General features: G+C 65.2%; 5 protein-coding genes. 4 read left to right on the top strand and 1 reads right to left on the bottom strand.

The window, feature by feature from the left end; translation table 11 throughout:
- The first annotated feature begins 49 nt into the window (after positions 1 to 49).
- The 4 genes from RT697_RS13915 (at position 50) to RT697_RS13930 (ending at position 3,631) form a co-directional block, all read left to right on the top strand.
- Positions 50 to 1,237 carry an alpha-hydroxy acid oxidase gene (locus RT697_RS13915; protein ID WP_313699605.1) on the top strand — a complete coding sequence of 396 codons (1,188 nt, stop codon included), beginning with the start codon at positions 50 to 52 and terminating at the stop codon, positions 1,235 to 1,237.
- 142 nt (positions 1,238 to 1,379) lie between these two features.
- Entirely contained in the window at positions 1,380 to 2,312 is a 933-nt protein-coding gene (locus RT697_RS13920) for a hypothetical protein (protein WP_313699607.1), read from the top strand.
- 1 nt (position 2,313) lies between these two features.
- A complete protein-coding gene (locus RT697_RS13925; RefSeq protein ID WP_175183541.1) occupies positions 2,314 to 2,976 on the top strand; it encodes a hypothetical protein in 663 nt (220 codons plus the stop codon).
- A gap of 46 nt (positions 2,977 to 3,022) precedes the next feature.
- Positions 3,023 to 3,631 carry a hypothetical protein gene (locus RT697_RS13930; protein WP_175183540.1) on the top strand — a complete coding sequence of 203 codons (609 nt, stop codon included), beginning with the start codon at positions 3,023 to 3,025 and terminating at the stop codon, positions 3,629 to 3,631.
- A 251-nt stretch (positions 3,632 to 3,882) separates the two neighbouring features.
- On the opposite strand, the gene RT697_RS13935 is transcribed toward RT697_RS13930, so the two are convergent.
- A complete protein-coding gene (locus RT697_RS13935) occupies positions 3,883 to 12,609 on the bottom strand; it encodes a GH36-type glycosyl hydrolase domain-containing protein (protein ID WP_313699610.1) in 8,727 nt (2,908 codons plus the stop codon).
- Between the last annotated feature and the right edge of the window lie 35 nt (positions 12,610 to 12,644).

Here is a 12,644-nt window from a genome sequence, read left to right on the forward strand (position 1 = left end):
GACAACAATAGACGGCCGCTCGCCACAGCGGCCGCCGGAGGAGCCCGACATGTCCGATCCCTTGCGCCGAATGCTCAGCCTGCACGACTTCGAAGCCGCGGCCAAAGCGCTTCTGCCCGCGCCCATCTACGCATACGTATCGGGCGCCGTGGAGGACGGCCAATCGGAGCGCGGCAATCGCGAGGCATTTGCCGAATTTGCTTTCCGGCCGAAGGTGCTGGTGGACGTGTCCGCACGCAGCACACGGTGCACGGTGCTCGGCCGCGACTATGCGGCACCCGTAGGCGTGGCTCCCATGGGCATCTCCGCGATCTCCAGCTATCGCGGCGATGTGGTCCTGGCGCGCGCGGCGGCCGAGGCCGGCGTGCCCTGCATCATGAGCGGCTCGTCGCTCATCCGCCTGGAGACCGTCGTGGAGGCGGCGCCTGACACCTGGTTCCAGGCGTATCTTCCCGGCGACGATGCGCAGATCGCCGCGCTGATCGACCGCGTGGCGGCCGCCGGCGTCAACACGCTGGTCCTGACGGTCGACACGCCCGTCGCCGCCAACCGCGAGAACAATGTGCGGGCAGGCTTCTCCACGCCGCTACGACCCAGTCTCGGCCTTGCCTGGCAGGGGGTGACGCATCCGCGATGGCTGTTTGGCACGTTTCTACGAACGCTAGCGCGCCACGGCATGCCGCACTTCGAGAACAACTACGCCACACGCGGCGCGCCCATCATGTCGTCCAGCGTGCTGCGGGACTTCTCCGACCGAGGACACTTGAACTGGCAGCATGTATCGGCCATCCGCCGTCGCTGGAAGGGGCACATGGTGTTGAAGGGGATTCTTCATCCGGACGATGCGCGCGCCGCGCGCGCCTTGGGCATGGACGCGATCATCGTCTCCAACCACGGTGGGCGCCAACTGGACGGCAGTGTGTCGCCCCTGCACGCCTTGCCCGCCATCATGGATGCCGCGGGCCCCATGGAAGTGATGCTGGACAGCGGCGTGCGGAGAGGTACGGACGTATTGAAGGCGATGGCTCTGGGGGCGCGCTGCGTCTTCGTCGGCCGTCCGTTCAACTATGCCGCGACGGTGGCCGGCCAACGCGGCGTGGCGCACGCGATAGGGCTGATCACTGAGGAAGTGCGGCGCAACATGGGGTTGCTGGGGGTGGTTGATTTGAAGGAATTGAGCGCGGGGTTTCTGCAGCGCGCGGGGGGTGATGTGCCGCGCGGGAGCACCAATACGTAAATCGCCTGGCGTTGGCCTATGCGAGATGGGTACGGCGTACCGTTGCGCGTTCAGCCGATTCGCACGCCTGGCCACAGACGGGCGGAAGGTAAAGCGGCGGCATTGGGCGGCGATCTGCTTCGAATAGTGCATTTGACCTAGAATGCCGGCACCACTTTCCTGCGGCGCCGCCGCCGATGCCGTGTTGCTGCCTCCTACGAAAACTGTTCCGCCGGATTCGCGCATTGCGCGCATATGCACGACCTTCGCGCTGGGGCTGTCGCTATTCATGACGCTGCCGACGCTGGCGCACGCGCAGACCGGGCCAGCAACGGTCCCGGCTTCCTCCGCGAACGCCGTACAGCCGCTGGGCGGCGACTTTGAACTGGAAGGCGATTCGGGTTCGACCCTCCAACAGCTCAAATTCCGCGGCAAGCCATACCGGCCCCTGAACGCGTACAAGTTTGCGCACGTCAGGGCGCTGGGCCCGACCCAGGGCGGTCAGCCGATCCTCCTGGCGGTCTCGAACGATTTCATGGGCGTGGGCACCATTCTGATCGCGGTCCAGATCGGCACACCGCTCGCGCGCGTGTTGAGCCCCTCCGTCGATGTGCGCGACCCGGACATGGGTCTGGCGCAGCCCGGACGTCAGGACCTGCTGCTCTTCACCGCCGGTTCGCGGGCGCTCGTGACGTCGACGGGAAAGGTCCTGTGGTTTGAACACCTGCAGCCCAAGGAGCGCCTGCAGTCGACCCCGCTACTGGTGTCGGTGTCGCCAGACAATCGCCACGGCGCCGTGCTGCTCGACAACGAGATCCGCCTGAGCGTCGCGGACGAGGGTCCGTATGCCACCGTCCCGTTCACCAGGGCAATGCAGCGCGATGCCTTCAAACCGGCGTGGGACCAAAGCGCTGCACGTGCGCGCAAGGCGCTCGACGAAGGCAAACACATCGATCAGCGCCGGCTCTACGACAACATGAGGGCGGAATGGATCAACCGGAATTTTCGATGGTTGGAAGGCAAGGGCGGTTGGCAATTTGTGGGGCAGGGGTTGAAGCCCATTGCGCTGCCGGTTCAACCGCGAAAGGAGCAATGAGATGACGCCGATTTCCGTGGTGAATGGGTTTCGGTGGCTGGCGCTTTCTTGCGTAGTGGCCCTTGCCGGCTGCGCAAGTTCCGCCGACGTGTATGAAAAGCATGTGCGTACCGAAGATGCCAATCCGGCGGACGTGGTGATGACGCTGGATGTGGCGTTCGCACGGGCGCCGGATTACGAGCCTCGGACGCTAGAGTACGGGTCGACGGTGAAGCGGGTGGAGTATTCGGGCTATCCCAGTATCGAGGTTCCGTTTTATCAGAAGGGCGTGGGGTTTGACTTGGGCGTGTTGGGTGATCCTAGGACACTGCTGGCCGTGCCGTACCCGTCGCCCACGACTCGGACGACGTCTGCGCAATTGAAGATCTTTGGTGAGCGTCTGGACGCTACGCAGTACCGGTTTGTGGTGTTGCCACGGGCGGGATGGAGCAGTACGAATAGCTTCCAGGTTTCGTTTGCGGTCAATGGGCGGCGCGAAGGGATGACTTTCGCTTACAGCACTAAGAAGGTTTGCGAGAGCCGGTTTGATGTGACTACGCCGACTTATGGGTTTGGGATGTCGGTTGCGGCTGGATTCCCTGGAGGAAAGGCGGGCTGCCTGAAGGCGTGTGATGCTCGGCCTGGGTATCCGGGGCAGTGTGCGTTTTTCTCTGGTGTTGAGTAAGCCCCGACAGACCCCTTTCGACCCCATTTCAGTCGTTCAATCAACCATGCAACGCTTTCTGACCCTGCTGCTTCTCTCCGCGCTTGCCCTCCTGATGGCGGGTTGCGCTTCGACCAAGACCTACACCGAAAACGTCTCCACTTTGATGGTGTCGTCGGACGGCAAGACGTTTGCGGTCCTGGGCCCGCAGTATCACTATCTGTTCGACATGCCGCCCGCGATGGCGCAGGCGATGAGAGCTGACTTTCGCACCCGGCTGACCGCAGGGATTCCGCGTAACTTTTATGTCGGGGCCGACGGCTTCACGTGGGGCTACGTTCGCTTGCAACTGATGGACAATGCCACGCCGCGTGATCGGGAACAGGCGCTGGCCATGCACTTTCAGACCACAAAGGAAGGGATGGTCTATTACACCCACCACCTCAAGGGCAAACGCTATCTTGCCGGCCCGGCGACACCGGGTGCGGCGGGGGCGGGCGGATCCACGCAGACGGCGCTGGACCAGTCGTATCGCATTACGGTGCAAGACTCGCAAGGTAGCGCGGACATGGCGCGCGCGCTGTCGCCTGTGATCTTCCTGGCGGGGACGGGGTTTGTCGTGGCGAATCCGGCGATCGTGCTGTTCGCTTTGCCGGTGGCGGGTTTGGAGCCCTAAGCGGCCCGTCGTTGTGCGCGCGACATGGCCCGGAATGAAGCGGCTCATCCCAAGTGATTGAGCCATCAACCGTTTTGAGCGCGTCAACGTATCCAGGCAGCGGTAAGGTGATCGGCAAGCAGCAGGGAGCAGCCTATGTCGCCGGTCGATCTCTGTCCTGGATCGGACGGCGACAAGAGTTCGTTGTGATCGGCTTTACATGTAGCTCAGGACGGGAATCGGGCTTCAGGTCTTGATTCTGGGCGCTGACATCACGCCTGTAATACGATCATGACCTCGCGATCCCTTCCGTCGTCCAGCAAGGGGATTTCACCCGATTTCTGCAGCACGCCATCAAGCGTCACGTACCCCGCGCCATTCTCGGATTGTCCGCGCACGGCGGTCACCGAGTACACCGTAGCCCCGTGCCGGTAGTGCAGCTTGAAGGTGTTCCAGTCTGCGGGCAGGCAGGGGTGAAAGCTCATGGATGCGCCGCGCCGGCGCATCCCCAGCACCGATTCCAGGATCAGGCGGTACATCAGGCCCGATGAGCCGGTGTACCAGGTCCAGCCGCCACGGCCTCGCTGCCCGGGCGTGGTGTAGATATCGGCGGCCATGACATAAGGCTCCACCTTGTAGACGGCGGCTTTTGCGGGGGAGTCGGAATGGCTGATGGGGTTTAGCATCGTCAGCAGGTCGCCGATGCGCGCATCTTCGCCAAGGCCGCAGAATGCCATGGCGGTCCAGATGGCGGCGTGGGTGTACTGGCCGCCGTTCTCGCGCACGCCAGGCACATAGCCTCGGATGTAGCCGGGATTCAGGCCAGAGGAATCAAAAGGCGGATCCAGCAGCCGTATCAGTCCGCGCGCGTTGTCGATCAGTTGGTCGTCCACGGCCTGCATGGCCAGGCGTGCGCGGTCTTCCCGGGCGGCGTCCGACAGCACGGCCCAGCTTTGGGAGATGGCGTCGATCTGGCATTCCGGATTCTCGGCGGACCCCAAGGGGCTGCCGTCGTCGAAATAGGCCCGCCTGTACCACCCGCCGTCCCAGCCGGACGCTTCAAGACACACGCGCAGCCGGGCGGCTTCCGATTCGCAGTGCGCGGCGAACGCCAGGTCTTTCTGCGCACGGGCCACTGGCGCGAACCGCGTCAGCGTGTCGTAAAGGAAGAAGCCGAGCCAGACGCTTTCGCCGCGTCCCGCTTCTCCGACTTTGTCCATGCCGTCGTTCCAGTCGCAGGAGCCGATCAGCGGCAAGCCATGCGCGCCGCCGGCGCTCAAGGCGTGCGACAAGGCAAGGGCGCAGTGCGCGTACAGGCTTGCGGACTCCCTGGACGCAATGGGGTGGTCGTAGTTGGACGACTCGCCGGGGTTAAGCAGGCGGCCTTCAATGAAGTTCACTTCTTCCGCCAGCACGCCTGTGTCCCCCGTCACCTTCACATAGTGGCAGGTGGCGAACGGTAGCCACAGGTAGTCATCCGAGCAGCGCGTGCGCACGCCGCGGTTCGTGGGCGGGTGCCACCAATGCTGCACGTCCCCCTGCACGAATTGCTGGGCCGCGCAGCGCAGCAGGTGGTCGCGTGCCAGGGCGGGGCGGGCGAGCACCAGCGCCATGACGTCTTGCAGTTGGTCGCGAAAGCCGTAGGCACCACCAGACTGGTAGTGGCCGCTGCGTGCCCACAGCCGGCAGGCCAACGTCTGGTAGAGCAGCCAGCCATTGGCCAGCGTATTGACGGCCGTGTCCGGGGTGTCGATGCGCACGACACCCAGCGCGTCCCGCCAATACCGCCTGACCGTCTGGAGTTCGCTGCTGGCCGCGCCCGGCTCGCTGTATTGGCGCACCAGTCGCCTGACTTGTTCGATTCCCTGCGCCGACGCGCCGAGGTGGAAGAGGATTCGCACGTCCTGACCGTCCTCCAGCGTGGCCGGGACTTGGATGGCCGCGCAGGGATCGAGTCCCGCGCCCGTCCTGCCCGAGAGCCGGCTGCGGCGCAACGCTTGCGGGTGGCGCAGGGTGCCGTTCCTGCCGATGAACTCCTTGCGGTCGCCGGTCATGGTCCGGCTCGCGCTGCTGGTGTCGAACCACGCGATGTGCCTGGCAAAATCGGTATTGAAACTGTTGCGTGCCAGCAGTGAGCCGGTGTCCGGATCGATCTCGGTCGTGATGTGCATGGAGGTCTTGGCGCGCAGGTCGCCTAGCACCCATTCCACGTAGCCGGTTGCCGACAGGCGACGGCGCCGCCCCGACCGGTTGCGCAGCGTCAACGCGTAGAGCTTCACCGGCGCATCCTGGGCGACATGGACGCACAGTTCGGATTCGATGCCGTCTTCCAAGTGTTCGAACACTGTGTAGCCAAAGCCGTGGCGCGTGACATAGGCGGACTCGCCGCCCGCCGGATAGGGCGCGGGGGACCAGTAGTGGCCGCTGAGTTCGTCGCGTAGGTAGAAGGCTTCTCCGCAAGCGTCGCTAACCGCGTCGTTGTGCCACGGAGTGAGCCGGTACTCGTGGGCGTTCTCGCTCCAGCTATAGGCCTGTCCGCTTTCGGACACCACCGTGCCGAAGCCGGCATTGGCGATGACGTTCACCCAGGGCGCCGGCGTGCGCTGGCCCCGGCTTGTGGTGATCACGTATTCCTCTCCGTCGGGCGTGAAACCGCCCAGCCCGTTGTGATGTAGTAGCTCGGACTGCTCCTGCGCGGCGGCTGCTTGCGGGGCAGGCGGCAGGGGCGGCGTCGAGATCACCATGGGCGGAGTGCGGATCTCCGGCAGACCCAGACGGTTCACCTGGTTCGCCAGCGTTCCCAGCGCGTCGCTGAGCGATATGCGCGACACCGCCAGCAGCAGCGTGCGGTCTTCTTCCGATATCTGGTCGCCGGGGCGCACAAAGATGCCGCCCGGGCGGTCAATGATGTGCGCCTCCACGCCTGCGGAGATCAGGCCCATCATGCGGTCCTGAAGCGCCTGGCGGTAGCTGCCCGTGTCCTCGTTCCAGATCACCAGATCCACCGCCACGCCCTTCTGCCGCCAGTAGGCATGCGCCTGGACCAGTTGGCGAACCAGCTCGAAGTTTGCCGGATCTTTGATCCGCAGCAGCACGATGGGCAGGTCGCCCGAGATGGCGTATCCCCACAGACCCGATTGTCCGCGGCGATTCTTCAGCAGCGTCGCCGCCTCCGCGCGCATGGCCGGGTTCTGGTAGACGATGGCGTTGGCAAGCCGCGCATAGAGCTGGGCGTCCGCCTCGGTGGCGTTCAATTGGCGCACGATTACCTGCGCGTGCGTCCACGCCAGTTCCAGGGCCCGGTCGGCCAGGTGGCGATCCCGGTATTTGCTGATCAGGTTCATGCAGGCGCTGCGGCTGTCGCCCACGCCCTGCACCAGATCGATGACCGCGGATTCCTCCGCCTCCAGGGTGATCTCGCAGCGAATCGCGGAGATCGGGTCCAGCACCGACCCCTGGCTGTTCGTCAACGGCGCGTCGCCCTCCAGCGCCTGGGGATCAGCCGCCGAGCGGCCTCGGCCCAGGAAGATGGACCGGTCGGTTTCATAGGACGCCGTGCCGGGATTGCCGCCATGGATGGCCAGTAGCTGGAACATCCTGGGCGGATTGTCCGCTGGGCTGCGGCCCCGGCGCGAGCACAGGATGGCGCGTTCGGACGGAACGATCTCGGTCTGCACAAAGAGATTGCTGAACGCCGGATGCAGTTCGTCCGCCATGGGCGGCGCGATGACGACCTCGGCATAGCAGGTGATTTCTATGGTCCGCCGTTCGCGGCTCCGGTTCGTCAGGTGGCAGCGCCGCAGCTCGATATCGTCTTCCGGGGACACGACGATTTCGGTGTGCGTGTCGATCTGATGGTCGGTGCGGCGGAACTCGGCCCGTCCCTCGGAGAAGATGACTTCATAGTGGTCCGGCCGCGTCAGGGTAGGCTGGTGCGACGTGGACCAAATGGCGCCGCTGTCCTTGTCCTTTAGGTAGCAGAACGTGCCCCAGTTGTCGCAGGTACCGTCTTCGCGCCAGCGGGTCACGGCCAGGTCTCGCCAACGGCTCGAGCCCGCGCCGCTGTTGGTGACCATGACGTGATAGCGTCCATTGGACAGGAGTTGCACCTCGGGAATGGCGGTGTCGGGGGTATCCAACACGCGCACCGACGCTTCTGGCAGTCCCGACGCGGTGCTGCGGATGACCGATAGTTCCACGGCCTTGGTGTAGGACGCCGCCGCGCGAGGGATCCGCTCCTGCAGCAGGAGCAGGGTGGCCTGGAAGGACGGATCAGCTTCAAAGCGCGCCTGCATCGTGCGTCCCAGCAGCACGCTTGCGATCGATAGGAACCCCATTCCCTGGTGGTGCGCCATGTAGGCATAAATGATGGCGCCGGTCTTGCCCGGCGGCAGGCGGCGCGGCGTGTAGTCGATGGCCTCGTAGAATCCGTAGCGACCCAGCAGGTTCTCCTTGGCCAAGCGCTGCAGGTTCCGGCACGCCTCGTCGGGTGACACCATCAGCGCCAGAATGGATGCGTACGGAGCCACGACCACGTCATCGGCAAGCCCCCGCTTCAGACCGAGGCCCGGCACGCCGAACGCCCGGTATTGGTAATTCATGCCAATGTCGAACAGGTTGTACGCGCTTTCGGACATGCCCCAGGGAATGCCGAGCTTGTCGCCGTACTCGATCTGGGCGCGAACGGCCGACTTGCAGGTCTGCTCCAGCAGAGTATGCGCGTAGGACGGCATGACGAGCCGCGGCATTAGGTATTCGAACATCGAGCCGCTCCACGACAACAGCACCGTGCCGCCCGCGGCGCTGCTGAGCTGCCTGCCCAGGGCAAACCACGTTTCCTGCGGGAGCTGGCCTTGCGCGATTGCCACGAAGCTGCAAAGGCGGGCCTCGGAGGCCAGCAGGTCGTACAGGCCCTCGTCGCGCCTGCGCTCGGTCAGGTTGTAGCCGATGGCCAGCAGGCGGCTGCCCTTGTCGTACAGGAACCCGTAATCGGCCACCGCCATCTCGGCCAGCGTGTCGGCCAGCAGGGCAATCAAGGCGAGGCGTTCGCGGGCCCGCTCGCCCGCCACGACCACGGAAAGTTCGGTCTCCAGCAGCCAGGCCCGCTCGTCGGCGGAAGTCTCCGGCAGCGACAGCCGCTCGCGCAGGGCGGGCAGCAAGCCCGTGGCCTGACCCGCGACCTGCTGCAAGGTCGGGATGGCGTTCAATTCGGGCATGTCCCCCCATGCGGCGCCGGCGGGCGAGCCTCGCCAGGGCGCCAGCAGAGCCAGCTCGTCACGCGCGGCCTCGCATTGGCGCAGCAACGCGTCGCCGTGGCACAGCGCCTGCGCGAATTCCGGCGCCGCGTAGCGTGCGGTCAGGCCGGCGGCCAGTTGGCATAGCCGGTCGAGATGCTGCCTGGCTTGGCCCAAGGTCACGGGACCTGACAGGGTGGCGGACGCCAGTGCGTCGGCCAGCGCCTCCAGTTCGGGCGAATCGTCAGCCGGGACGGCTTCCCGCAAGACCGCGAATGCGTCGGCGCAACCCTCGAATGTCCGGGGATGCAGGATGGGCGCCTGCGCCAGTTCCAGTAGGCCGGGGCGCAACGTGAGCAGGTGGCCGGCAAGATTGCCGCTGTCAACGGTCGAAATGTAGAGCGGGGCCAGCGGCTTCAGCGTGACGGTGTCGTACCAGTTGTAGAAGTGGCCCAGATAGCGCTCAAGCGTCGCCATGGTGCCCAGCGACGCCTGCGTCTTTTGCAGCAGGCGGCCCGCCTGCAGGTAACCAAAGTCGTAAGCGGCCAGGTTGGCCAGCAGCGCCAGCCCCAGGTTGGTGGGCGAGGTGCGGTGGGCGATTGCCGGGGACGGCTGGTCCTGGATGTTGTCGGGTATCAGCCAGTTGTCTTCCGCGCCGCCGTGGCCGTCGAAGAATGACCAGGTCTTGCGCGCCAGCATTCTCAGGAACTGGTTCTGGTCGAGGGACAAATCGATCGGGGCAAGCACCGGCGGGCGGCTCAAGCGCCAGGCGATGGCAGGCATCGCCACCCAAAGTGCCAGAACCGGCAAGGAGGCCACCCAGGCCGATGGGTTCAGCAGCACCACACCTGCGCCGATGGTGGCCGCGAGCACGGGCGAGCCCCAGACGGAAAGCAGGAACGGACCGGAACGCGTCCCGCCGTCCCGGTTGGTAATGCTTGACGCCTTCCATTCCAGCAACCGCCGGCGCGAAATCAGCCGGTACAGCGTCCTGATGACCGCGTCCAGGCTGTACAAGGCTTCGTGAGCCAGACTGGTCAAGGAAAACGCCGCCCGCGTGAATTGCTGCAGCGTGGGCGCCAACCAGCCGACCAGATGCCGTGACAGCTCGACGTTTTCTTCTTTCCTTACCCCGCTCAAGGCGGAGGCGAACAGGGCGGGCAGGAACAGGATAATCACACAGGCGACCGTCCACAGGTACGGGGTCGGCAACAGCATCCAGCCCAGCGCCAGCAAAAGCACAAGACTGGCCGGGACCAAGCTGCGGCGCAGATTGTCCAGGATCTTCGCGCGCGCCAGCGCTGGCAGGGACGGTCCGCGTTCCGCGCCCGGGGCTGCCGGCGCGCGGCCGAACAGCCAGCCCAGCAACTGCCAGTCTCCGCGTATCCAACGGTGCCGGCGGCTGACGTCCGCGACGTAGCGGGCGGGCTGCCCTTCGAATAGTTGGACGTCGCTTAGCAGACCCGAGCGTGCATAGCAGCCTTCCAGCAGGTCGTGGCTCAGGATCCGGTTGTCCGGGAAGCATTCCTTCAGTGCCGCATCGAAGGCGTCCACGTCGTAGATGCCCTTGCCGATGAAGGACCCCTCTTTGAAGATGTCCTGGTAAACGTCCGAGACCGTGTTGGTATAGGGATCGATGCCCGGATCGCCACCATTGAGTCGTGCATACGGCGACGCCGTCAGGTCGTTCAGGCTCACCGTCACCCGGGGCTGCAGGATGCCGTAGCCGCGCGTTACCCGACGCGTCGCTGGGTCGAACTGCGCCTGATTGAGGGGATGGGCCATCGCGCCAACCAGCTTCCAGGCGGTTTCCCGAGGCAAGTCGGTGTCGGTGTCCAGCGTGATGACGTACCTGGTGCCGGCGAGCGCCGCCAAGTCGCCCACCACGCAGGAAAATGCGTCCGCGCCCTCGCCGCGAAGCAGGCCGTTCAGATCGGCCAGCTTTCCTCTTTTTCTTTCGTGGGCCATCCAGATCCGTTCCTGTTCGTTCCAGCGGCGGGGGCGGTGGCAGAGGTAGAACGGGCTGCGTCCCAGCGCCCGATATTTCTTGTTCAGCGCCTGGACCTGCGCCTTCGCGCGCTCGAGCAGAAGGGCGTCCGACGGCAGATGCTCCGACGCGGCGTCCGCGAAATCCGTCAGCAGGCAGAAGCTCAGGTTGTCCCCGGGATTCGCCAGGAAGCGGATCTCCAGCGCTTCGGCGAGCGTGTCCGCGTCATCCAGGTCGATCAGCATCGTGGGGACGGCGACCAGGCATCGGGCATCGTCGGGAATTCGCTTGGCGTAATCCATGCGCGGCAGGCGCTGGGGGCGCACCAGCCATGTCAAGGACCAGTTGACGATCGCCACGGCGAGATGGCTGGCGGCTAGCACGGACAGCAAGGCGAAACACGCCATGGCCCAGAGGCCGGGTCCCGTCCCATGGGCCATCGCCAGCAGCAGCGCGCTGACCGCGCCCGTCAGGAGGATGATGGCGCCCGCATATAGGCGCAGCGCGGCGCGGGGGGAGATGCGGGCCAGCCTTTCCGCCATGCTGGATCTAACCTTGGCCTGTTTCGCCAGCTCGTCCTGGCCCTGGTCGATCAGGTAGAAGCCCACGTGCCCGCGCCGCGGATCGACGCCAGGGGTCGGGTCGGCCGCCGCTGCGGCGGCCAGATCGATCGCCATGGCGGCGATCTCGGTTTCGGCATGGTGAGAATTGCGCGCCATCCGCTCCACCCGATGGCGGTAGTGATCTCGGGTGGGAAAGTCCATGCTCCGGTAGACGTTGGCGGGATCCCGGCTCAGGGTCCGGTCCACGATGCTGACGGCTTCCACGAAGTCGTTCCAGTTCGTCGTCGACAAAGTGCGCAGGCTGCCGATGCTGTTGCTGATCGACACCTGGTCGGCGGCCTGCTGCTGGTTCTCGGCTAGGACCATTTGCTCAATGGTCAGGTTTGATTGGGCAAGCCGCTGTTCGAACCACGTCAGGGGCAGCGCCAGCGCCGGGCCGTGCCCTTGGAGCCGTCTGACCAGTTCCGCGACGAACGAACCGTCTATGGGGGGATTCGATCGCGCCATGTTGGCGATGACAAGTATCAGACCGGTGGGATCCTCCTCGGCAGACTTGCGCATGGTGTCGGCCCACGTGTCCGCCAGCCCGCGGTTCATGTTCGCGTACGCTAGGCGGATGGCGACGCGGCGCAGGTTCTCGATCAGGGCCAGGCGAATCATGATGGGGACCGCCCACAATTCCCCCAGTTGCAGCGGCGCAATTGATTGATAGGCGGCCACGAACGCCTGGATGCCCGTGGCATCGATCCGCGCGTCGCTATGGGAAATCATCTCCAGCGCAATGTCATACACCCGCGGCAGCCCTTTGGAGGGGCCCGCGTCCAGTTTTGGCAGACTGCGGCTGTAGCCCTTGGGCAAGTGCCGCTTGGCCAGCCGGATCTGCTCTTCGATCAGGTAGAAATTGTCCAGCAGCCATTCGTCGGCCGGCGTGATCCGGCGGTTCTGCCGCATGGACTCCATCAGCAGCGCGCAGGCCTGGGCCAGCAACGTCTGGTTTTCAGTCAACCGAGGCAGCAAAGTGTCCGGCGGTCGCGATGTGCCCACCAGATGCGCGCCCGCCAAGGCCTGGCCGTGCTGCTCCATCTGTAGGGCGCTGAATAACTCCGCGCGCAACGGCGGCTCGCTTTCGGCGGAGTGCGGCGTGGCCTTGCTTCGGGTAAACAGGTCTATCCATTCGGGCGCGGCTTCGAGCGAGGGCCAATCAATGGGTTTCATGGCCATAGATTGACCAAGCACGACCGCAGGCTCTG

It is taken from the genome of Achromobacter sp., assembly GCF_032113835.1.
GTDB lineage: Bacteria > Pseudomonadota > Gammaproteobacteria > Burkholderiales > Burkholderiaceae_B > Achromobacter.